The 22574-nt window shown below is 61.3% G+C and carries 22 protein-coding genes; 12 read left to right on the top strand and 10 right to left on the bottom strand.

Going from position 1 to position 22574, the window contains the following annotated elements; all coding sequences use genetic code 11:
* Positions 1 to 162: 162 nt before the first annotated feature.
* The 4 genes from AACY31_RS10225 to AACY31_RS10210 all read right to left on the bottom strand — a co-directional run bounded on the left by AACY31_RS10225 (position 163) and on the right by AACY31_RS10210 (position 4050).
* Positions 163 to 798 (bottom strand): C40 family peptidase, encoded by a 636-nt coding sequence (locus AACY31_RS10225; RefSeq protein WP_339475146.1) that lies wholly within the window; start codon positions 796 to 798, stop codon positions 163 to 165.
* A 212-nt stretch (positions 799 to 1010) separates the two neighbouring features.
* Positions 1011 to 1715, bottom strand: coding sequence for a DnaA regulatory inactivator Hda (hda, locus tag AACY31_RS10220; protein ID WP_003178999.1), 705 nt, complete (start codon positions 1713 to 1715; stop codon positions 1011 to 1013).
* Positions 1716 to 1884: 169 nt separating this feature from the next.
* Positions 1885 to 2958: an AI-2E family transporter gene (locus AACY31_RS10215; RefSeq protein WP_339475149.1), complete on the bottom strand. Its 1074-nt coding sequence runs from the start codon at positions 2956 to 2958 to the stop codon at positions 1885 to 1887.
* A gap of 33 nt (positions 2959 to 2991) precedes the next feature.
* The gene (locus AACY31_RS10210) at positions 2992 to 4050 is read right to left on the bottom strand and encodes a DUF2066 domain-containing protein (protein WP_339475151.1); all 1059 of its coding nucleotides are present in this window, start codon (positions 4048 to 4050) and stop codon (positions 2992 to 2994) included.
* 366 nt (positions 4051 to 4416) lie between these two features.
* Between AACY31_RS10210 and purM the strand changes: the two genes are divergently transcribed.
* From purM to AACY31_RS10190, 4 genes are all read left to right on the top strand, one after another.
* Complete coding sequence (gene purM / locus AACY31_RS10205) at positions 4417 to 5475, top strand: phosphoribosylformylglycinamidine cyclo-ligase (RefSeq protein WP_339475153.1); 1059 nt, start codon at positions 4417 to 4419, stop codon at positions 5473 to 5475.
* The gene (purN, locus tag AACY31_RS10200) at positions 5475 to 6125 is read left to right on the top strand and encodes a phosphoribosylglycinamide formyltransferase (protein WP_339475154.1); all 651 of its coding nucleotides are present in this window, start codon (positions 5475 to 5477) and stop codon (positions 6123 to 6125) included. Before purM ends, purN begins: the two co-directional genes overlap by 1 nt.
* An 8-nt stretch (positions 6126 to 6133) precedes the next feature.
* Entirely contained in the window at positions 6134 to 6847 is a 714-nt protein-coding gene (locus AACY31_RS10195; RefSeq protein ID WP_134925419.1) for a DUF3108 domain-containing protein, read from the top strand.
* 737 nt (positions 6848 to 7584) lie between these two features.
* Complete coding sequence (locus AACY31_RS10190) at positions 7585 to 7779, top strand: hypothetical protein (protein WP_053186517.1); 195 nt, start codon at positions 7585 to 7587, stop codon at positions 7777 to 7779.
* A 137-nt stretch (positions 7780 to 7916) separates the two neighbouring features.
* On the opposite strand, the gene AACY31_RS10185 is transcribed toward AACY31_RS10190, so the two are convergent.
* The 5 genes from AACY31_RS10185 to cysM all read right to left on the bottom strand — a co-directional run bounded on the left by AACY31_RS10185 (position 7917) and on the right by cysM (position 14066).
* Complete coding sequence (locus tag AACY31_RS10185) at positions 7917 to 8456, bottom strand: DUF2058 domain-containing protein (RefSeq protein ID WP_053124301.1); 540 nt, start codon at positions 8454 to 8456, stop codon at positions 7917 to 7919.
* A 26-nt stretch (positions 8457 to 8482) separates the two neighbouring features.
* On the bottom strand, positions 8483 to 9316 hold the full coding sequence (gene mazG / locus AACY31_RS10180) for a nucleoside triphosphate pyrophosphohydrolase (protein ID WP_339475161.1): 834 nt from the start codon (positions 9314 to 9316) through the stop codon (positions 8483 to 8485).
* Between the two features lie 130 nt (positions 9317 to 9446).
* A complete protein-coding gene (relA, locus tag AACY31_RS10175) occupies positions 9447 to 11693 on the bottom strand; it encodes a GTP diphosphokinase (protein ID WP_339475163.1) in 2247 nt (748 codons plus the stop codon).
* A gap of 100 nt (positions 11694 to 11793) precedes the next feature.
* Positions 11794 to 13164, bottom strand: coding sequence for a 23S rRNA (uracil(1939)-C(5))-methyltransferase RlmD (gene rlmD / locus AACY31_RS10170; protein ID WP_339475164.1), 1371 nt, complete (start codon positions 13162 to 13164; stop codon positions 11794 to 11796).
* On the bottom strand, positions 13164 to 14066 hold the full coding sequence (cysM, locus tag AACY31_RS10165; RefSeq protein WP_339475165.1) for a cysteine synthase CysM: 903 nt from the start codon (positions 14064 to 14066) through the stop codon (positions 13164 to 13166). The genes rlmD and cysM overlap by 1 nt, the downstream gene beginning before the upstream one ends.
* A 398-nt stretch (positions 14067 to 14464) precedes the next feature.
* Between cysM and AACY31_RS10160 the strand changes: the two genes are divergently transcribed.
* From AACY31_RS10160 to AACY31_RS10140, 5 genes are all read left to right on the top strand, one after another.
* Positions 14465 to 14728, top strand: a complete 264-nt coding sequence (locus tag AACY31_RS10160) for a hypothetical protein (protein ID WP_339504382.1) — start codon at positions 14465 to 14467, stop codon at positions 14726 to 14728.
* A gap of 799 nt (positions 14729 to 15527) precedes the next feature.
* A complete protein-coding gene (locus AACY31_RS10155; RefSeq protein WP_339491603.1) occupies positions 15528 to 18278 on the top strand; it encodes a response regulator in 2751 nt (916 codons plus the stop codon).
* Positions 18279 to 18467: 189 nt separating this feature from the next.
* On the top strand, positions 18468 to 19457 hold the full coding sequence (locus AACY31_RS10150; RefSeq protein WP_339475169.1) for a 2-hydroxyacid dehydrogenase: 990 nt from the start codon (positions 18468 to 18470) through the stop codon (positions 19455 to 19457).
* A gap of 105 nt (positions 19458 to 19562) precedes the next feature.
* The gene (locus AACY31_RS10145; protein WP_339475171.1) at positions 19563 to 19997 is read left to right on the top strand and encodes a hypothetical protein; all 435 of its coding nucleotides are present in this window, start codon (positions 19563 to 19565) and stop codon (positions 19995 to 19997) included.
* A complete protein-coding gene (locus AACY31_RS10140) occupies positions 19997 to 20401 on the top strand; it encodes an META domain-containing protein (RefSeq protein ID WP_339475173.1) in 405 nt (134 codons plus the stop codon). Before AACY31_RS10145 ends, AACY31_RS10140 begins: the two co-directional genes overlap by 1 nt.
* Positions 20402 to 20562: 161 nt before the next feature.
* On the opposite strand, the gene AACY31_RS10135 is transcribed toward AACY31_RS10140, so the two are convergent.
* On the bottom strand, positions 20563 to 21027 hold the full coding sequence (locus tag AACY31_RS10135; RefSeq protein ID WP_339491605.1) for a TlpA disulfide reductase family protein: 465 nt from the start codon (positions 21025 to 21027) through the stop codon (positions 20563 to 20565).
* Positions 21028 to 21141: 114 nt separating this feature from the next.
* On the opposite strand from AACY31_RS10135, the gene arsC reads away from it, so the two are divergent.
* From arsC to AACY31_RS10120, 3 genes are read left to right on the top strand one after another with little or no spacing between them, the layout of a single operon-like run.
* Positions 21142 to 21495 carry an arsenate reductase (glutaredoxin) gene (gene arsC / locus AACY31_RS10130; RefSeq protein WP_339475178.1) on the top strand — a complete coding sequence of 118 codons (354 nt, stop codon included), beginning with the start codon at positions 21142 to 21144 and terminating at the stop codon, positions 21493 to 21495.
* Complete coding sequence (gene wrbA / locus AACY31_RS10125) at positions 21492 to 22097, top strand: NAD(P)H:quinone oxidoreductase (RefSeq protein WP_339475181.1); 606 nt, start codon at positions 21492 to 21494, stop codon at positions 22095 to 22097. Before arsC ends, wrbA begins: the two co-directional genes overlap by 4 nt.
* Complete coding sequence (locus tag AACY31_RS10120) at positions 22090 to 22515, top strand: DUF2069 domain-containing protein (RefSeq protein ID WP_339475184.1); 426 nt, start codon at positions 22090 to 22092, stop codon at positions 22513 to 22515. The genes wrbA and AACY31_RS10120 overlap by 8 nt, the downstream gene beginning before the upstream one ends.
* Positions 22516 to 22574 lie beyond the last annotated feature (59 nt).

Genomic DNA, 22574 nt, shown 5'->3' with positions numbered 1-22574 from the left:
CAGAACAATCCTGATCTGGATGCGGCTTTTCTGCCGTGTGCATGAAAACAAATGCGCCTGCGGAGTACGCAGGCGGATTGCCATCAATCAATGATCAAGGATTCTAGCGGCTATAAGGCAAACTTCAAGTAAGACTTTAAGTTTGCCTTATAAACTGTGTGCTTACTTGCGAGCAGTGACAACAGTCGGGGCCATGGCGAGGGCGCGCTTGGCTTCGATGAAGGTCTTGCTCCAGTAGCTGTTGTCCAGGTTGTCGATCCGCACCCCACCGCTGCGGCGGCTGCTGGAATGGATGAACTGGTTGTCGCCCAGGTAGATACCGGCATGGCTGACGCGACCGCGACGACCGCTGGTGCTGAAGAACAGCAGGTCACCGGGTTCAAGTTCGTTGCGAGCCACCAGTGGGGCGTTCACGTTGATCATTTCGCGAGTGGAACGCGGCAAGTTCATACCGGCCTCTTCGCGGAACAGATAACCGATGAAACCGCTGCAATCGAAGCCGGCTTCAGAGGTACCACCAAAACGGTAGCGGGTACCGATCAACGACATACCGCGCTCCAGGATGCTGTCGGCCAGTACTGGAAGCTGGTAAGGCTTGCTACCGGCGAAGGCTGCGAGCTCTTTGTCGGAGGCCATTTCTTCCTGGAACGCAACGGAGGAAGACTGGGCGGTAACGGTATTAACGGTATTCTTGACCTGTGGTTGTTGCTCTTGCTGAGTCACTGGAGAGTGGGCAGCGCAACCAAACAACAGGGTAACAAGTGCGAGAGGCACGAGGGGTGCGAAGCGATTTAGCATGGGCACGACCGTGGCTGAAGTAGTAAAGATGGCGGGACTATGCCTTCTATCAACCTCATTTGCAAATTCAATCGATGCAAATGTGACTTCTCGGTTTTACGTTTACATCTAAGCGCTTATGCCCATTTTGAACGTCACGTGGCCTGCCGCCCAGCAGGACCGCGGGTTTCGCCACGTCCAGAGCAGGCCATGAGCCACTACCAGCAACGGTTCTACCAGCCCAATGTTTCTTTCAAAAAAGGAATAGTCAGCTTGCGCTGGGCCTGGAGTGAGGCCTGGTCGAGGCGTTCGAGCAGTTCGAACAACGCGCTCATGCTGCGGGTACCACGGGTGAGGATGAAATGCCCGACTTCGTCGGTCAGGTGCAGGCCGCGCCGGGAAGCGCGCAGCTGCAAGGCGCGGAGTTTGTCTTCGTCGGAAAGCGGGCGCATCTGGAAAATCAGTGCCAGGGTGAGACGAGACTTGAGGTCCGCCAGCTTCACCGGCAGCTCCCGAGGCGACGTCGACGCGGCGATCAGCAAACGCCGACCGCTGTCGCGCAACCGATTGAACAGGTGAAACAGCGCTTCTTCCCAATCAGCCTTGCCGGCCACGGCCTGGAGATCATCCAGGCAAACCAGTTCGTACTGTTCGAGATTGTCGAGAATTTCAACGCCGCGGTCGAGCAACTCGGCCAGCGGCAGGTAGACCGCAGGTTCGCCCAATTGCTCGAACCGCAGACACGCGGCCTGCAACAGGTGCGTGCGCCCTACCCCGTCCTTGCCCCACAGATAAATCAGGCTTTCGGTCCAGCCGGCGTCGGCTTCGCAAAGCCGCTCAACATAGCCGAGTGCAGCGGCATTGGCGCCTGGGTAGTAATTGATAAAGGTGGCGTCATCACGCAGACGCACACCTAGGGGCAGCTGAATCGGTTTCATGCTGACTGAACAGTTCCTCGGGAACCGTTAGTGGCCTCTGTGTAAAGTGCGCAAAGTTTATACCCGTGACGCGGACCGCACAATGCGCCGGACCACGAGCAAAATCAAAGGTTTGCAGCGGCATGGGCGCGGAGCGTCAGTTTCCCTGACACACCGCCTGCTATTTACCCTATAGGCCAGGGTCTTCGACGCCGCTGTAGATGTCCGAATCCTTGTACAGATCGTGCATATGCCGCACCAGCACCATGATCACCGCCGCCACCGGCAACGCCAGCAGGATCCCGGTGAAGCCGAACAATTCGCCCCCCGCCAGGATCGCGAAGATCACCGCCACCGGGTGCAGGCCAATGCGGTCGCCCACCAGCAGCGGCGTCAGCACCATGCCCTCCAGGGCCTGGCCGACCATGAACACCGCGACGATGCCCACCATCGGGTACAGGTCGCCGCCGAACTGGAACAACCCGGCAACTAAAGCCGCGCCAATGCCAATCACAAAGCCCATGTACGGCACGATGGCCGCCAGCCCGGCGATCAAGCCGATCAACAGCCCCAGCTCCAGCCCTATCAGCATCAGCCCAGCCGCATAGATGAAGCCCAGGGCTACCATCACCAGCAGTTGCCCGCGCACGAACGCCCCCAGCACTTCATGGCATTCGCCGGTCAGGGTCATGATGCGTTCTTCTCGATGACGCGGCAGTAGGCTGCGAATCTTCGCCATCATCAGGTCCCAGTCTCGCAGTAGATAGAAGGCCACCACTGGAATCAGCACCAGGTTCGCCAGCCAGCCGATCAACGCCAGGCCCGAGGCCGTGGCCTGGCTCAACACCACGCCAACGATGTCGGTGGTTTGCCCCATGTGCTCGCTGATGGCCGCCTTGACCTTGTCGAACTTCCAGAAACCGTCCGCCAACCCCAGCTTCGACTGCACCCACGGCACCGCGCTGTGCTGCAACCAATCGAGCATCTGCGGCACCAATTCGTACAAGCGCAGCAGTTGCTTGGCGAGCATCGGGATCAGCACCAGCAACAGTGCACCCACAATCAAGGTGAACAGCGCAAACACCGCCACCACGCCCCAGGTTCGCGACAGACCGAGTTTTTCCAGGCGATCCACCACCGGGTCGAACAGATAGGCCAGCAGCAGCGCAACCAGGAATGGCGTCAGGATCGGATGCAGCAAATAGATAAGCGCAATCAGCAGGGCAACCCCGCCCAACCAGAACCAACGCCGCGTATCGCCCATGAACCACTCCTAGCTATATAAAAGAAAGAAAACCTACCAGCGGAAGCGCAGATTGGCTGCCGGCTCCGGCACAGGCGCTGCAACCGGGGCCGAGCCATCGGCGGCGGGCGGCGCCACTGGCACTGGCGCGACGGCCTCGCCGGGCGGGATCTCCTGCAGTTTCGCCAGGGCCAACTGCGCCTTCAGTTGTTCGGCACTGCCGTTGACCCGATAGACGATCCGGTCGCCTTCAACCCACTGCAACTGCCCGTCGAACGGCTCGAGCAGACGCCCAAGCGCCGCGTAACGCTCCAGGTTCATGCCCTGCACTTCCAGCAGTTGCTCAGTGGCCACGCCCGGCTTGGTGACGAAACGTGGCGCCAGGCGCTGGTTCACCGCGAGCATGACCGCGTCGGCCAGGGCCGCAGGATTGGCACCCTGGGCAGTGCCCTGCTCGCGTTGATCCCCCAGCCACAGGCGCCAAGCCCCCTGCCACTGCCCGTCCTCTTCCTTGGCGTGGACCGCCAGCAAGGCGTCTGTCGCGTAGCGCTCCGAGGCATCACGTAAAGGCGCCGGGTCGCTGCCTTCCAGGTTCGGTGCGGTGGCAACGATTTGCTCGCTCAAGTCCGCCAGCGGCAGGTGCAAGGCCAGGCCCCGATGCTGGGCGGCACGCCGCAATAGCGTGGCGCTGGCCTGGCCATCACCCACCAGACTGGAGCCCTCGACCGAGTCGTTCAGCCACCAGCCCAGGATCGATGGCCTGTTCGCGCTCCACAGCGACAACCCTGCCGAGCGCAATGCGCGGTCGGTGCTCGCCGGGTCGAAGTCCACCTTGAGGCTTTCCGGTGGACCGGCGTCGTAGCCATATTGAAGAATGATCTGTTGCGGGTCCTGGCGGATAGCCGCCAAGCCTGGATTCTGGGCCGCCTTCGCGTCGCCAGTCAGGCGCTGCACCAACGTATCCAGGGCACGCAGCGTCGCCTGGTTGCGCTCCTCCGGTGCCTGGCTGGTGACCGGCTCGAGCACTTGATAGAGGGCATTGACGGTTTCGGCATGGCTCGCCAGGCTGACCAGCGACAAGCAGCTCACGGACAAGAATTTGAACAAACGCATGGAAGATTCCCGGACATAACGGCTGGAACAGGCCGTGTGAAGAAGATTGAGCATGGCTGTGACCACAGCACCCGGCAAAACATTCACACACCTGGTGAAAGTTTCGCACGGTCATCACCATAACCGGTTACCGCTACACCTTATACAGAGGCGTTGCGCAGTACCAATATAAGAAATATCGGTTTTTTTCCGTGGATATGTCCCTGCCCGTCGGCGCGAGGATGGCCGCTGCCCCTCAAGCCTGATAAAATCGCGCGCCTTCGCAGACCGGCAATGGCTGGGCTCCCGGAATAATTCGTACAACGGTTATTCAATGGCCCCGGCGTCGGTCGTTACCCAGAAATCCCCCCCCTAAAGGCCTGGATCATGAGCAAGCAACCCTCCCTGAGCTACAAGGACGCCGGTGTAGACATCGACGCCGGTGAAGCATTGGTCGAACGCATCAAGAGCGTCGCCAAGCGCACTGCGCGCCCGGAAGTCATGGGCGGCCTGGGGGGGTTCGGCGCCCTCTGCGAGATCCCGGCCGGCTACAAGCAACCGGTCCTGGTCTCGGGCACCGACGGCGTCGGCACCAAGCTGCGCCTGGCCCTGAACCTGAACAAGCACGACAGCATCGGCATCGACCTGGTGGCCATGTGCGTGAACGACCTGGTGGTCTGCGGCGCCGAGCCGCTGTTCTTTCTCGACTACTACGCCACCGGCAAGCTCAACGTCGACACCGCCGCCCAGGTCGTGACCGGCATCGGCGCCGGCTGTGAACTGTCCGGCTGCTCCCTGGTCGGCGGCGAAACCGCGGAAATGCCTGGCATGTACGAAGGCGAAGACTACGACCTGGCCGGCTTCTGCGTCGGCGTCGTGGAAAAGGCCGAGATCATCGACGGCTCGAAAGTCGCCGCTGGCGATGCCCTGCTCGCCCTGCCGTCCTCCGGCCCGCACTCCAACGGCTATTCACTGATCCGCAAGATCATCGAAGTCTCGGGTGCAGACATCGAAAACACCCAGCTCGACGGCAAGCCACTGGCCGACCTGCTGATGGCCCCTACCCGCATCTACGTCAAGCCGCTGCTCAAGCTGATCAAGGACACCGGCACCGTCAAGGCCATGGCCCACATCACTGGTGGTGGCCTGCTGGACAATATCCCGCGTGTACTGCCCAAAGGCGCCCAGGCCGTGGTCGACGTGGCGAGCTGGACCCGCCCGGCGGTGTTCGACTGGCTGCAAGAGAAAGGCAATGTCGATGAAACCGAAATGCACCGCGTGCTGAACTGCGGCGTGGGCATGGTCGTCTGCGTGGCCCAGGAGCACGTCGAGACGGCCCTGAACGTATTGCGTGAAGCTGGCGAGCAGCCTTGGGTCATCGGCCAGATCGCTACGGCGGCCGAAGGCGCTGCACAGGTCGAGCTGAAAAACCTTAAGGCGCACTGATGTCTTCAACCTGTGACGTGGTGGTGCTGCTGTCCGGCACCGGCAGTAACTTGCAGGCCTTGATCGACAGCACGCGGACCGGCGACAGCCCGGTCCGTATCCGCGCGGTGATTTCCAACCGCGCCGATGCCTACGGCCTGCAACGCGCCAAGGAGGCGGGTATCGACGCCCGCGTTCTGGATCACAAGGCGTTCGAGGGCCGCGAAGCCTTCGACGCCGCGTTGATCGAGCAAATCGACACCTTCAATCCGCAACTGGTGGTACTCGCTGGCTTCATGCGCATCCTCAGCGCTGGCTTCGTGCGTCACTACCAGGGCCGCCTGTTCAATATCCATCCCTCGCTGCTGCCCAAATACAAAGGGTTACACACTCATCAGCGCGCGCTGGAGGCCGGAGACACGGAGCATGGCTGCTCTGTGCACTTTGTCACCGAGGAACTCGATGGCGGACCACTGGTCGTACAGGCAGTAATACCGGTAGAGTTGCACGACACGCCGCAAAGCCTGGCGCAACGGGTTCACGCCCGCGAGCACCAGATCTACCCGATGGCCGTGCGTTGGTTTGCCGAAGGAAGGCTGACCCTCGACGATCGCGGTGCCTCACTGGACGGCCAGTTGCTCGCCGCCAGCGGCCATTTGATTCGATACTAGGAGATTTTATGCGTCGCGCCCTGCTCTTCGCTTGCGCTCTGCTTGCCTTGCCCCTGGCACAGGCCGCAGAACTTCAACCGTTCTCCGCCAGCTACACCGCCGACTGGAAACAGTTGCCCATGAGCGGCACCGCCGAGCGCAACCTGACCAAGGAAGCCAACGGCACCTGGAAGCTGAGCTTCAAGGCTTCGATGATGATCGCCAGCCTGACCGAAGAAAGCACCCTGACCCTGGACAAGGACACCCTGCTGCCACAGTCGTACCACTTCGAACGAGGCGGCCTGGGCAAGGCCAAGAAGGCCGACCTGGACTTCGACTGGAATACCAAGATGGTCACCGGCACCGATCGCGGTGACGCGGTCAAGCTGCCGCTCAACCGTGGCATGGTCGATAAATCCACTTACCAGTTGGCCCTGCAGCACGACGTAGCAGCCGGCAAGAAAAGCATGAGCTATCAGGTCGTCGATGATGGCGAAGTCGATACCTATGACTTCCGCGTCCTGGGTTCGGAGAAGGTCGACACCAAGGCCGGCCAGATCGACGCGATCAAGGTCGAGCGCGTGCGCGACCCGACACAAAGCAAGCGCATCACCGTGCTCTGGTTCGCCAAGGACTGGGACTACCTGCTGGTGCGCCTGCAACAGGTCGAGACCGACGGCAAGGAGTACAACATCATGCTCCTGGACGGCACGGTCAACGGCAAGGCTGTGAAAGGCAGCTAATCGACGCCGACAACAAGAAGCCCCGCCCATGCGGGGCTTTTTGTTGCCCGGTTTTCAAGCCCGCCACATACCCACTGTGCGAGCTTGCTCGCGATAGGGGTGTGTCAGTTAGCGGTGACATTGATTGCAGCCATCAAGGCTCGCTCTCACCGAAGAGAAACTTTAAAAATATTGAAACATACAGAAGCCAAACACTATCGATAAAGATAAAAAACAAGTACTAAGCGCCCTTCTTAAAGCTAATAGACCCGGGTTCAATTCAGGGCTGCGGGGAACGCCAAACGACAACGCAACTCAATTTTCCGTCAGAGATTACCCAAACACATCCCGTCGCACCGCGTTGGATAGAAATAGACAGGTTTTTGGGGAATGAGGTAACTGTCAGAGTTGACAGGTACGTTTAAAAAAATCTCTTGCAGGCATGCCATTCGTCGAGCTTGGTGCAACGGCTTGAGCCTTCGTTTTGCGGGGAATTGTTGTTGCCTGGGCTGGCCTCTTCGCGAGCAAGCTCGCTCCCACAGGGGTTTTGCGTTCACTCAAGTTGCCGCTGCAACATGAAATATTTTTCATGAGCTCCCCCTGCGACCGAATGCCGCGCACCGTCTGGCCTGCAGGATTGTTGCGCTTTGCATGAAAACTTCTTAACGAACCGAGGCATTTACTTAGCACACTATCCAAATCTATAACAAAGCCCTGCACACGCCTTGCTGCAGATAACAGAGATTGGAGCTTGCAAGATGACTGTGAAAGTAACTGAACGCGACGACGCCCATATGTCCCATGAAGGCATTGCCGCCGGCATCCGGATTTGGGACGTGCATCAACAGGATTTGCTGGTGGGGATGTTCCACTCCGAGACGGACGCCCATAGCTACAAGGCTGAGCTGGAGCGCGAGGAGCGGCAGCGTTCGCGGGAGACCGCGCAATCCTGAACCACACAAAACACCTGTGGGGAGCTTGCTCGCGATAGCGGGGCATCAGCCAACATCTCTGTCACTGATATACCGCTATCGCGAGCAAGCTCGCTCCCACAGGTTTTGTGTTTCAGCTCAATGGCATTGCGCCCGGCTTACCACATCAAATCATCAGGAATCTGATACGCCGCGTACGGATCATCGGCATCCACTTCTTCGGTCTGGGTGTTGAGCTGGACGATGCGCTTGGGGTCGCGTTCCTGGATCTTCAGGGCAGCCTCGCGCGGGATCACTTCGTAGCCGCCGGCGTGGTGGACGATCGCCAGGGAGCCACTGCTCAACTTGTTGCGCATCAGCGTATTGACAGAGATGCGCTTGACCTTCTTGTCGTCGACGAAGTTGTAATAGTCCTCGGTGGTCAGCTTCGGCAGACGCGAGACTTCGATCAATTGCTTGATCTGCGCGGCCCGGGCCTTCTGCTCGACCTTTTCCTGCTGCTGCCGGTTGAGCTCCTGGTCGCGCTTGACCTTTTCGGCCATGGCCTCCTGGGCGGCGCGCTGCTGGGAATCATCCAGTTCGATCTGGCCTTTATGGGCCAGGCGTTGCTGCTTCTGTTTCTCTTTGCCGACCTGCTTGGCCTGCTTTTGGTTGACCAGCCCTGCTTTGAGCAACTGGTCGCGAAGGGAAAGGCTCATGGTGCTTACTCACTTAGGCAACGGCCTCAGCCACAGCTGGGCAAATTCTTTTCCTGACGTTTGGCTTCGCCCCACAAGGCGTCCAACTCTTCGAGGGTGCAATCTTCCATGGGACGGTGGGTGTCGCGCAATGCCTGTTCGATAAATCGGAACCGCCGCTCGAACTTTCCATTGGCGCCACGCAGGGCGGTTTCCGGGTCGACCTTGAGGTGGCGCGCCAGGTTCACCACGCTGAACAGCAGGTCACCGATCTCGTCGCTGATGGCCACCGGATCGTTGTCGGCCATGGCTTCGAGCACTTCGTCCAATTCCTCCCGGACTTTGTCGAGCACCGGCAACGGGCCTGGCCAGTCGAAACCAACCTGAGCCGCACGCTTTTGCAGCTTCGCCGAACGGGACAACGCCGGCAGCGCCCCCGGCACATCGTCGAGCAATGACAACTGCTCGGGCACCGAAGCCTTCTCGGCCCGTTCCTCTGCCTTGATTTCTTCCCAGCGCTGCTTGACCTGTTCTTCGCTCAGGCGCGGGATGTCCACGGGCGCATACAGGTCACCGGTAGGAAATACATGGGGATGGCGGCGGATCAGCTTGCGGGTGATGCTGTCGACCACGCCGGCGAATTCGAAGCGGTTTTCCTCCCGGGCCAGTTGGCTGTAATACACCACCTGGAACAACAGGTCGCCCAACTCGCCCTGCAAGTGATCGAAATCGCCACGCTCGATCGCATCGGCCACTTCGTAAGCTTCTTCAAGCGTATGGGGAACGATGGTGGCGTAGGTTTGCTTGATGTCCCACGGGCAGCCGTACAGCGGATCCCGCAGGCGGTTCATCAGGTGGAGCAGGTCTTCGAGGCTGTACATTAAGTTTGTCTCATCACACAAAACCCTGTGGGAGCGGGCTTGCTGGCGAACGCGGTGTGTCAAACAACGTTGATGTCGACTGACACTCCGCCTTCGCCAGCAAGCCCGCTGCCACATTAATGGCCAGCGATCACCCTGGCGTCCGGTTACGCCGGGTCTCGATGATGTTCGGCAACTGGGAAATCCGCCCCAGCAACCGCCCCAGCGCATCCAGCCCCGGAATCTCGATGGTCAGGGACATCAGCGCGGTGTTGTCTTCCTTGTTCGAACGGGTGTTGACCGCCAGCACATTGATCCGCTCGTTCAGCAACACCTGGGAGACGTCACGCAGCAGGCCGGATCGGTCGTAGGCGCGGATGACGATGTCCACCGGGTAGGTGAGCACCGGCACCGGGCCCCAACTGACCTGGATGATCCGCTCCGGCTCGCGACCGGCCAGTTGCAGCACCGAGGCACAGTCCTGGCGGTGAATGCTCACGCCACGGCCCAAGGTGATGTAGCCGACGATCGCATCCCCCGGCAATGGCTGGCAGCAGCCGGCCATTTGGGTCATCAGGTTGCCCACGCCCTGGATCTGGATATCGCCGCGCTTGCCTGGCTTATAGCCGGTGGCCTTGCGTGGAATCAGCTCCAGTTGCTCATTGCCCCGCTCCGGCTCCACCAGTTGCTGGGCCAGGTTGACCAACTGCGCCAGGCGCAAATCGCCGGCACCGAGGGCGGCGAACATGTCCTCGGCGGTTTTCATGTTGGCTTTTTCGGCCAGCTTGTCGAAATCCACCTGCGGCAGGCCCAGGCGACCGAGTTCACGCTCGAGCAAGGTCTTGCCGGCGGCGACGTTCTGGTCGCGAGCCTGCAACTTGAACCAGTGGACGATTTTCGCCCGCGCCCGCGAGGTGGTGATGTAGCCCAGGTTCGGGTTCAGCCAGTCGCGGCTCGGCGTACCGTGCTTGCTGGTGATGATCTCGACCTGTTCACCGGTCTGCAGGCTGTAGTTGAGCGGCACGATCCGCCCGTTGATCTTGGCGCCACGGCAGTTGTGGCCGATCTCGGTGTGGACCCGGTAGGCGAAGTCCAGCGGCGTCGCGCCCTTGGGCAGGTCAATGGCGTGACCGTCGGGGGTGAAGATATAGACCCGGTCCGGCTCGATGTCGACCCGCAGCTGTTCGGCCAGGCCGCCGATGTCACCCAGTTCCTCATGCCACTCGAGCACCTGGCGCAGCCAGGAGATTTTTTCTTCGTAATGGTTGGACCCGGACTTGACGTCGGTGCCCTTGTATTTCCAGTGGGCGCAGACGCCCAGCTCGGCTTCCTCGTGCATGGCATGGGTGCGGATCTGCACTTCCAGTACCTTGCCCTCGGGGCCGATCACAGCGGTGTGCAACGAGCGATAGCCGTTTTCCTTGGGGTTGGCGATGTAGTCGTCGAACTCCTTCGGAATGTGCCGCCACAAGGTGTGGACGATCCCCAGGGCGGTGTAGCAGTCGCGCATTTCCGGGACCAGTACGCGAACGGCGCGAACGTCGTAGATCTGGCTGAACTCCAGGCCCTTGCGCTGCATTTTTCGCCAGATCGAGTAGATGTGCTTGGCCCGGCCACTGATGTCGGCTACCACGCCGGTGGCCTGCAACTCTTCACGCAACTGGGTCATCACGTCGGTGATGAAGCGCTCGCGATCCAAGCGTCGCTCATGCAACAGCTTGGCGATCTGCTTGTATTGATCGGGCTCCAGGTAGCGGAAGGACAGGTCCTCCAGCTCCCACTTGATGTGACCGATGCCGAGACGGTGGGCCAGGGGTGCATAGATATCGAACACCTCCCGGGCGACGCGATTGCGTTTTTCGTCATCGGCAGACTTCACTGCACGGATGGCGCAGGTGCGTTCGGCCAGCTTGATCAGCGCGACGCGCACGTCGTCGACCATCGCCACCAGCATCTTGCGCAGGTTTTCCACCTGGCCCTGGGTGCCCAGCACCATGGACTGGCGTGGGCTGAGGCTGGCGCTGATGGCGGCCATGCGCAGCACGCCGTCGATCAACTTGGCCACCACGGTGCCAAAGCGCTGGCTGACCACCGGGAGCTGGATCTGCCCTTCGCGCACGCCGCGGTACAGCACCGCCGCCACCAGGGAGTCCTGGTCGAGCTTGAGGTCAGCGAGAATTTCGGCGATCTCCAGGCCCGTCTGGAAACTCGAGGTGCCTTCGGACCACAGGTTCTTCCCCGCGTTGTGTTGCTGCTCCGCCTCGCGAGCGAACTCGCAGGCGGCCTTCAAGGCTTCGCGATCCAGTGCCATGTCGACGCTGACCGCATGATCGAGCCAAGCCTCGAGATTGATACTGCCGTCGGTGTTGATCGGCTGGTGTGCTCTCACCTGTACCATCTTTACTTACCTTCCCTACGACGCAGATTCAATGCGTCAATTTCGCTGACCTTCATGCCCGTGCTTGCGTCCAGGGCCGTGGCGGGTTGGCACGAACGGGTCAATCGGACGAGCCATCCTGGCTCGCTTCAAATAACGCCATGGCCTCGACATGCGCCGTTTGAGGAAACATATCGAGAATCCCGGCACGTTTTAACCGGTAGCCCTGCTTGATCAGTTCGACCGTATCCCGGGCCAAAGTTGCCGGGTTGCACGAAACATAAACCAACCGCTTGGCACCCAGGGACGACAGCTTGCGCACCACCTCGAAAGCACCGTCACGGGGTGGGTCCAAGAGTACCGCAGAAAAGCCTTCGCCGATCCATTCGGCATCCGCCAGAGGCTGGGATAAATCGGCCTGAAAAAAGGCCGTGTTATTCAAATTGTTGCTGAGGGCATTGGCCGCCGCACGATCCACCATGGTTTGCACGCCTTCGACGGCCACTACCTGATGCACGCTTTGGGCCAGCGGCAAGGCAAAATTGCCCAGGCCGCAGAACAGATCCAGCACCCGTTCCTCGGGGCGCGGCGCCAGCCATTGCAAGGCTTGGGCGATCATCGCTTCATTGACCCCGGCGTTCACCTGGATGAAGTCCCCCGGCCGGTACGCCAGCTCAAGGTCCCAGGCATCGAGGCGAAACCCCAGGGCCTGCCCGGGCTCGACCGGTTGCGGCTCACCTTCACCGTGCAACCACAACTGGGCTTCATGGAACGCGCAGAAGTCCTTGAGGATCGTCAGGTCGGCCTCCGACAGCGGCGCCATGTGGCGCAGCAATACCGCGAGGGACGAACCGGCGAACAATTCCACATGCCCCAGCGCCTGGGGTTTGCTCAAGCGACGCAGCATCTCCGGCAGGCGGCTCATGATCGGCTGCAAGGGCTGTACCAGCACCGGGCAATCACCGATGGCAACGATGTCCTGGCTGCCGACGGCACGGAAACCGACTTCGAGTTTTTTCGCCTTCTGGTCCCAGCGCACCGCCACCCGGGCGCGACGCCGATAACCGAACTCCGGCCCGCTCAGGGGTGCGGCCCATTCCTCTGGCACCACCCCGGCCACCCGCGACAACTGCTCGGCGAGCATGCGCTGTTTCAGGGCGAGTTGTTCGTCATGGGGCAAATGTTGGACGCTGCAACCGCCGCAGCGACCGGCATGAACACACGGCGCCGCACGCCGCAGCTCACTGGGCAGGAACACCCGCTCGGTGCGTGCCTCGACCACTTTGCCATGGGCACCGAGCACCCGCGCCTCGACCTCTTCGCCGGCCAGGGCGCCGATGACAAACCAGGTGCGCCCCTCGACAAAGGCGATGCCACGGCCATCGTTGGCCAGGCGCTCAATGGTCAAGCGCTGCTTTTTACCGGTGGGCACTTGCGGGGCCCGGCTTCCGCCGCTGGGCTGGAAGCGCAAGCCTCTTTCTTGTTTGGCCATCAGTTGGGCGCGTCGAAAATGCCGGTCGACAGGTAACGGTCGCCACGGTCGCAGATGATCGCGACGATCACCGCATTTTCAACTTCCTTGGACAGGCGCAGCATCCCCGCCACGGCACCGCCCGAAGACACGCCGCAGAAGATGCCTTCTTCGCGAGCCAGGCGACGGGTCACGTCCTCGGCTTCGCTCTGGGCCATATCAATGATGCGATCCACGCGCTCGGCTTGATAGATCTTCGGCAGATACTCTTCGGGCCAGCGACGAATGCCGGGGATGGCCGAGCCTTCCATCGGTTGCAGGCCGATGATCTGCACGCTGGGGTTCTGTTCTTTGAGGTAGCGCGAGGTGCCCATGATGGTGCCGGTGGTGCCCATCGAGCTGACGAAGTGGGTGATGGTGCCGTCGGTCTGGCGCCAGATCTCAGGGCCGGTGGTGGTGTAGTGGGCCTCGGGGTTGTCGCCGTTGGCGAACTGGTCCAGCACCTTGCCACGGCCCTCGGCCTGCATGCGCTCGGCCAGGTCCCGGGCGCCTTCCATGCCCTCCTCCTGAGTCACCAGGATCAACTCGGCGCCATAGGCCGTCATCGCCGCCTTGCGTTCGGCGCTGGAGTTGTCGGGCATGATCAGGATCATCTTGTAGCCCTTGATCGCCGCCGCCATCGCCAGGGCAATACCGGTGTTGCCGGAGGTCGCCTCGATCAGCGTATCCCCGGGCCGGATCTGCCCGCGCAATTCGCCACGGGTGATCATCGACAACGCCGGCCGGTCCTTGACCGAACCCGCCGGGTTATTCCCTTCGAGCTTGAGCAAAAGCGTATTGGTGGTCACGCCGGGCAAGCGTTGCAAACGGACCAGCGGAGTGTTGCCGACGCAATCGGCGATGGTTGGGTACTGCAGAGTCATGGCGTATTCGCAATCCGGACTGCGGGGGCGCCTATCATACCGGCAAACCTGGCGAGGCCATATCACGCAAAGTAAGGGGCTTATGGCTTATGGGAATAAGCGAGGCGTGTGCTGCTTTGCAGGGAGCTTGCCCACTCGCCACCGGATCCTCGCTTGCGCATGATGCTCAAGCCCCACGTAGTCGCTTCTGTATTCCACACAATCCTTTTCCTACAGATCTGAACGCTCAAATCGTGCATGCATATCTGTTGTAAGCACCGCCTGTAAGCACTCTTCCGGTCTGTTTGTGGGTTCGTTCCTTTTGTATTGGTAACCAAGCGGTCAAGGCTATCTGGTTTTACACCGTGTTCTTTACAGTCGCACCGTTAAACGTACGAGCAAGATGCAGAGCAATAACGATGGTCAACGCGAAACAAAAAGATCCACAGACCAGCGCCCGACAGGCCTGCGGGCAACGCTTGCGCAACCTATTGGAAGAGTACGACATCGCCCCGTCGGCTTTTGCCGAGGTGCTGCGTGTTAGCCCTCAATGCCTGACGAACTGGAGCGTGCGGGGTGTGCCTCGGTTGCGGATGGCGCAATTGGCACGGTTGCTGAGTGTCAGTGAAGTGTGGCTGGTGACTGGGGAGGGTGAGCGGGCACGTGATCTGCGTCGGGAGTAGGAGAGGATCTAACACGTTCGAGGGGTTGGGACTGGAGCGCCCTCCCCGCCGAAAGCCTCCTCCTCGACTCTCCTAGCTCGATTGGAAAACGCGAATTGGCCATCGCACCCGGCCGTGGTCAACGGCTAGCTGGGTGACCAGGCCTGTCCCTGCGCCAAGATTTTATCGTTGATCTATACATAAAGTTAAAACCACGCCTTCAACCCCTCCATCTGATCTCGAAATGCTGCGCTCCCGATCCCCTTCTGAAGCCCATCCGCCATGATCGACCCGACACCCAAGTCGAAAAGTCTATCCCCCCCAACCCCGTCGACTTCCGTAAATCCATTGACAGCCTGGCTGCGCCGCTCAAGCTGGAGATAAAAGTTGCGCCCCGGTGAGAGCAAGCTTCCTCGCCATGGAGGCCGCGCTCGATGACTTATGGGGCGTTACCTGACCCAACGCAGCCCCAGGACGACAGGAACGTATCCGAACAGGGAGAAGTTATAGAGACGTAGCCAACCTGCTGCTTCCTCCATATCCGCTCCATCTAACTGTCATATCTGCCACTTCTGTAGTACTTGTTACCTCACAAGGGAAGTTCTTTCCTCGCAACACATAAAAATCTGTAGGAATGAGATTTTTTATCGGATCTTTCCTAGGCGATTGCAGATCCCACTGCAACAAGCCTCCGGTCGAACCGATGCACAGCAGACACCATTTTTACAAAGATCCCCCGCCCGCAAATCGCTACACTGCGCAGGTAATGCGTGCCGGATGCGCGCACCGCTCAATCAGACGCTGGATGCAGGAGACAAGTGTGCTCAAGAAACTGGGAATCAAAGGCCGCGTGCTGTTGCTGACCCTGTTGCCGACCAGCCTGATGGCGCTGGTCCTGGGCGGCTATTTCACCTGGATGCAGCAATCGGACCTGCACGCCCAGTTGCTGCAACGTGGCGAGATGATCGCCGAACAACTGGCCCCGCTGGTCGCCCCGGCCATGAGCCGCCAGGACACCGATCTGCTGGAGCGCATCGCCACCCAGTCCCTCGAACAGGCGGACGTGCGCGCCGTAACCTTCCTCGCCCCCGACCGCATACCGCTGGCCCACGCCGGCCCGACCATGCTCAACCGGGCGCCGGAGGGCAACAGCACGCAGCTACTGCAACGCACCGGCAACGACGCCACGCGCTACCTGCTGCCGGTATTCGGCAAGCACCGCAACCTGGCGGGCGAACTGATTCCCGAAGAAGCCGACCGCCTGTTGGGCTGGGTCGAGTTGGAGTTGTCCCACAGCGGCATGTTGCTGCGCGGCTATCGCAGTATGTTCGCCAGCCTGCTGCTGATCGCCGCCGGCCTGTGCCTGACTGCGCTGCTGGCCCTGCGCATGGGCCGCACGATCAACCGCCCACTGAGCCAGATCAAGCAGGCCGTGGCGCAACTCAAAGACGGTCACTTGGAGACCCGCCTGCCGCCGCTAGGCAGCCAGGAGCTGGACGAGCTGGCCTCGGGCATCAACCGCATGGCCAGTACCTTGCAGAACGCCCAGGAAGAATTGCAGCACAGCATCGACCAGGCCACCGAAGACGTGCGCCAGAACCTGGAAACCATCGAGATCCAGAACATCGAGCTGGACCTGGCCCGCAAGGAAGCCCTGGAAGCGAGCCGGATCAAATCCGAATTCCTGGCGAACATGAGCCATGAAATCCGCACGCCGCTCAACGGTATCCTCGGCTTTACCCACCTGTTGCAGAAAAGCGAACTGACTCCGCGCCAGCTCGATTACCTGGGCACCATCGAGAAATCCGCCGATAGCCTGTTGGGGATCATCAACGAGATCCTCGACTTTTCGAAGATCGAGGCCGGTAAGCTGGTACTCGACAGCATTCCGTTCAACCTGCGGGACCTGCTGCAAGACACCCTGACCATCCTCGCACCCTCCGCCCATGCCAAGCAGTTGGAACTGGTGAGCCTGGTCTACCGGGACACGCCACTGTCGCTGGTGGGCGATCCGCTGCGCCTCAAGCAGATCCTGACCAACCTGGTGAGCAACGCCATCAAGTTCACCCGCGAGGGCACCATCGTCGCCCGGGCCATGCTCGAAGACGAGCACGAAGACAGCGTGCAGTTGCGCATCAGCATCCAGGACACGGGTATTGGCCTGTCCAACCAGGATGTGCGAGCGCTGTTCCAGGCATTCAGCCAGGCCGACAATTCGCTGTCGCGGCAACCGGGGGGCACCGGATTGGGTCTGGTGATTTCCAAGCGCCTGGTGGAACAGATGGGCGGTGAGATCGGCGTCGACAGCACACCGGGCGAAGGCTCGGAGTTCTGGATCAGCCTGCGCCTGCCCAAGGCCCGAGATGATGCCGAGGACCTGCCCGGCCCACCGTTGCTGGGCCGGCGTGTGGCGGTGCTGGAGAATCACGAACTGGCCCGCCAAGCCTTGCAGCACCAGCTCGAAGACTGCGGCCTGCAAGTGACGCCGTTCAACACCCTGGAAAGCCTGACCAACGGCATTACCGTCGCCCACCAGACCGATCAGGCGATCGACCTGGCCGTGCTGGGCGTCACCAGCAACGACATGCCTCCGGAGCGCCTCAACCAACACATCTGGGACCTTGAGCATCTGGGCTGCAAAGTACTTGTGCTGTGCCCCACCACCGAACAGACCCTGTACCACCTCTCGGTGCCCAACCCTCACAGCCAGCTCCAGGCCAAGCCGGCCTGCACTCGCAAGTTGCGCCGCTCGCTTTCCGACCTGGCCACCCCCCGCCCGACCCGCAACGAACCCCACGAGCCGGTTTCCAGCCGAGCCCCGAAAGTGCTGTGCGTGGATGACAACCCGGCCAACCTACTGCTGGTGCAGACCCTGCTCGAAGACATGGGCGCCAAGGTGCTGGCCGTGGAAAGCGGCTATGCGTCGGTCAAGGCCGTACAGAAGGAAACCTTCGACCTGGTCTTGATGGACGTGCAGATGCCCGGCATGGACGGTCGCCAGAGCACTGAGGCGATCCGCCAGTGGGAAAGCGAGCGGCACTGCACGCCGCTGCCGATCGTCGCCCTCACCGCCCACGCCATGGCCAACGAAAAGCGCGCCCTGCTGCAAAGCGGCATGGATGATTACCTGACCAAGCCCATCAGCGAGCGGCAACTGGCCCAGGTGGTGCTCAAATGGACTGGCCTGGCCCTACGCAACCAGTCACCGGAGCGCAGCGGCGACGCCCAGGACGGCAGCGAACTGCTGGTGCTCGATCACGAAGAAGGCCTGCGCCTGGCCGCCGGCAAGGCCGACCTCGCGGCGGACATGCTGGCGATGCTGCTGGCCTCCCTGGAAGCCGACCGCGAAGCGATCCGCCTGGCCACCGAGACCAACGATCACAGCGCCCTGATCGAACGCGTCCACCGCCTGCACGGCGCCACCCGCTACTGCGGCGTACCGCAATTGCGGGCGGCCTGCCAGCGCAGCGAAACCCTGCTCAAGCAACAGGATCCCAAGGCCGCCGCCGCCCTGGAAGAATTGGAGCGGGCCATCAACCGCCTGGCCAGCGAGGCGCGTATCAGCGCCTGATCCAGAGCAAGATCCTGGGCGACGGATTCGCTGAAAATCCACGTTCCGATCCCGGACCGTAGGAGTTGCCGAGCGAAGCGAGGCTGCGATCTTTTGTTCTTTCGCTTGCGACTCAATCGTCAGCGTAAAGATCGCAGCCTCGCTTCACTCGACAGCTCCTACGGGCTTATTTTTTGCCAGGAGGCCGCCATGCGCGTGATTTTTTTTAGCAGCCAGACCTACGACCGCGACAGTTTCAGCAACGCCCCGGCGCCCGCCGGCCTTCAATTGCAATTCCAGCCTGCACGCCTGAACCTCGACACCGTGGCCCTGGCCGAACGCCATGAAGTGGTGTGCGCCTTCATCAATGATGACCTCAGCGCCCCGGTGCTGGAGCGGCTGGCCGAAGGTGGCACGCGACTGATCGCCCTGCGCTCGGCCGGCTACAACCACGTCGACCTGCTTGCCGCCCAACGCCTGGGCTTAAGCATCGTCCGGGTGCCGGCCTACTCGCCCCATGCCGTGGCTGAACATGCCGTAGCGTTGATCATGGCCCTCAATCGCTGCCTGCACCGCGCCTACAACCGCACCCGGGACGGCAATTTCAGCCTTCATGGACTGACCGGGTTCGACCTGGTGGGCAAGACCGTCGGGGTGATCGGCACCGGGCAGATCGGCGCTACGTTCGCGCGGATCATGGCCGGCTTCGGCTGCCAGTTGCTGGCCTATGACCCTTACCCCAACCCGCAGGTCGAAGCCTTGGGCGCCCGCTACTTGCCCTTGGCCGAGCTGCTCGCGCAGGCACAGATCATCAGCCTGCATTGCCCGCTCAACGATCAAAGCCGACACCTGATCAACGCCCAATCACTTGCCGCGATGCAACGCGGCGCCATGCTGATCAATACCGGGCGCGGCGGCCTGGTGGACACACCGGCCTTGATCGAGGCGTTGAAAAACGGCCAGTTGGGTTACCTCGGCCTGGATGTCTACGAAGAAGAGGCCCAGTTGTTTTTCAAGGACCGCTCCGACCTGCCCCTGCAGGATGACGTGCTGGCACGGCTGCTGACCTTTCCCAATGTGATTGTCACCGCCCACCAGGCGTTCCTGACCCATGAAGCGTTGGCAGCGATTGCCATGACCACCCTGGACAACATCGCCGCCTGGGCGGCCGGCACGCCGCAAAACCTGGTAGACAGCTAAACTTTTAGCCGGCTCCCACAGGGATGGAGTTTCGTCGGTCAGATCCCTTATGGAGCATCCAAAGCCATGCCCCGTGCTAGCATGTCACGCCTATTTGGAGGACCCATGGCCGAACACGATTTCCGCTACACCCTGATGAACCCGCAGCACACCTTGACCGAAGTCCGCGCGCTGGCGCCGGGCCGCTACCAGGTCACCGGCAATGGCGGTTCGATCCAGGCCAACGATGTGTTGCTCGTCACGCTCAAGGGCAGCAAGGACTTGTCCATGCGCCTGACCGTGGACACCGTGCGGCACCTGCTCAAGCCCATGGGTCAATGGACAGCCATGACCACCGGCCCGGTATTCGGCGAACTGGCGATCCATACCTGGAAGGTCAGCTGTGACGCTTGCGCCAAGGAACTGAACTTCGAATTCGCCGTCGATGCCAAGCTCGGCGTCAAGGCCGAGAAACCGGCCGCCACCGCACGGATCGCCGAACTGGGCTGGACCTCCGTGGGTGAAAAACACCTGTGCCCGCAATGCCAGGAAGCCGCCTGATGAAACATTTGGCTCTGTTCGCGTCGATCGGCATGAGCTTGATGGGGTGTGCCGCTGATCCTGTGCAGCTGCAACATAACCGCAGCTACATCCTGGAGTGGATCGGCGAGCGGCCATTGATGGACTACAGCCACCTGACCATCACCCTTGGGGATGACGGTCGCGCCTATGGCAACGGCGGCTGCAACCACTGGTTCGCGCCCTACACCCTGGAAGGCCACCGCTTGAGCTTCGGCAAGATCGGCAGCACGCGCAAACTCTGTGCCCCGGCGGTGATGGAGCAAGAGACGCGCTTCTTGCAGGCCTTGGAAAAGGTCGAACGCTGGGACATCTCGCCCGTCGAGCAAATACGCTTCTGGCCGGCCCAGGGCAAGCCGCTGCGTTGGTGGCTGGAAGAGGGCTGAGGCGAGACTGCTCCCGCTGGACTGCGCTGTAGGAGCTGCCGAAGGCTGCGATCTTTTGATCTTTTGATCTTTTGATCTTTTGATCTTTTGATCTTTCGCTCAAGATTCAATTGTTTTGGACAAGATCGCAGCCTCGTTGCACTCGACAGCTCCTACAGCTCCTACGGCGCCTGCAACGCTTCAAGCTTGGCCATCACCCCCGCCGCCGTCTGCTCCCCCAGCATCTGCTCGCGCACCTTGCCCTGGTTATCGATGATGTACGTCACCGGCAGCCCTTCACTGCGAGGAAGGTCGAAGATCTCGGCCGGATCCCGGGCCAGCACCGTGAAGCGAATCCCCATCTTGTCGCTGGCACTCTTGAGTTCTTCACCCTGCACCTGGTCGAAGTTGACCCCGAATACACCAACGTTGCGGCCCTTGAGCTGTTCGGCCAAGGCATTGAATTCCGGGATTTCGGTACGGCACGGCGCGCACCACTCGGCCCAGTAGTTGAGGACCACCCACTGTTTGTCCAGCCGCTGCGAGGCAATGGCCTGACCGTTCTGGTCCACCCCGTAGTCGTTCCCGCAGCCAGCGAGCAACAAAATGCCGATGAATGTCAGTGCCGCCGTCAATCGCCTTGCCATGTGCCAATCCTTGTCTGAATGTGAACCCTGCTGCGACCCGTCGCCTCTCTCAGGTGCTAGGGGCTTCGCGGCACAGTAGAATAGCCGTCACCTTACGCAAGATGCGACCCGCTCATGACCGATCTGACGCTTTATCACAACCCGCGCTGCTCGAAATCCCGCGGTGCGCTGGAACTGTTGGAGGCCCGTGGCCTGACGCCCACCGTGGTCCGCTACCTGGAAACCCCGCTCGACGCCGCGCAACTGGAACGCCTGCTGGGCAAGCTCGGCATCACCGCCCGGCAATTGCTGCGCACCGGCGAGGACGAGTACAAAGCGCTGAACCTGGTCGACGACAGCCTGAGTCAGGCCCAGTTGATCACGGCCATCGCCGCCCACCCGAAGCTCATGGAACGGCCGATTCTGGAAGCCGGGGAAAAGGCCATGATCGGCCGTCCGCCAGAGAAAATCCTGGAGATCCTGCCGTGACCACGCCGTACATCCTGGTGTTGTATTACAGCCGCAGCGGCTCCACCAACGAAATGGCCCGGCAGATCGCACGTGGTGTCGAGCAGGCCGGGCTGGAAGCCAGGCTGCGTACGGTGCCGGCGATTTCTGCCGAGTGCGAAGCGGTTTCGCCGGACATCCCTGAGCAAGGCCCGCTCTACGCCAGCCTCGATGACCTGAAGAACTGTGCCGGCCTGGCCTTGGGCAGCCCGACCCGTTTCGGTAACATGGCCGCGCCACTCAAGTATTTTCTCGACGGCACCAGCAACCTGTGGCTGACCGGCGCGCTGGTGGGCAAACCGGCCGGGGTGTTCACCTCCACCGCGAGCCTGCACGGCGGCCAGGAAACCACCCTGCTGTCGATGATGCTGCCGCTGTTGCACCACGGCATGCTGATCACTGGCCTGCCCTACAGCGAATCGGCCCTGATCGACACCCTGGGCGGTGGCACACCCTACGGCCCGAGCCATCACGCCGGGGCCGACGGTAAAAGCGGCTTGAACGAACATGAAGTCGCCCTGTGCCGCGCCTTGGGTTTACGCCTGGCGAAAACCGCCCTGTTGCTGGAGAACGGCCGTGGCTAAGAAGCCGAAGATCCTGCCTTCGATCCAATGGCTGGAACCGCGCGTACGCATCGCCCGCGTCCTCAGTCTGCTGTGCTTTTTCGGCCTGGTGGGGTTGCTCTGCACCTACTACCTGCTGATCGCCGACCTGCACGGCGCGCGCCCTTGGGTGATTCTGCTGATCGAACTGGTGCCGCTGCTGATACTCGCGCCCGGCATGCTCACCGGCAGCGCCCGCGGACACTCGTGGATGTGCTTTGTGGTGAACCTGTACTTCATCAAGGGCGCACTGGCGGCCTACGACCCGAACCGGCAACTGTTCGGCGTGCTGGAAATGGCGGCGAGCGTGGCGGTGTTCTGCTCGGCGTTGTTGTATGTGCGGTGGCGGTTTCAGTTGAATCGGCGGTTGGCGGGAGAAGGCGAGCCTTGCGTCGCCTGATAGGCCGCCTTCGCGAGCAAGCTCGCTCCCACAGGAGATCTGCGACGCTCACAGGCCCC

This window comes from Pseudomonas sp. RL_105y_Pfl2_101 (genome assembly GCF_963970585.1).
Taxonomy (GTDB): domain Bacteria; phylum Pseudomonadota; class Gammaproteobacteria; order Pseudomonadales; family Pseudomonadaceae; genus Aquipseudomonas.
This window is presented reverse-complemented; position numbering and strand designations above follow the sequence as displayed.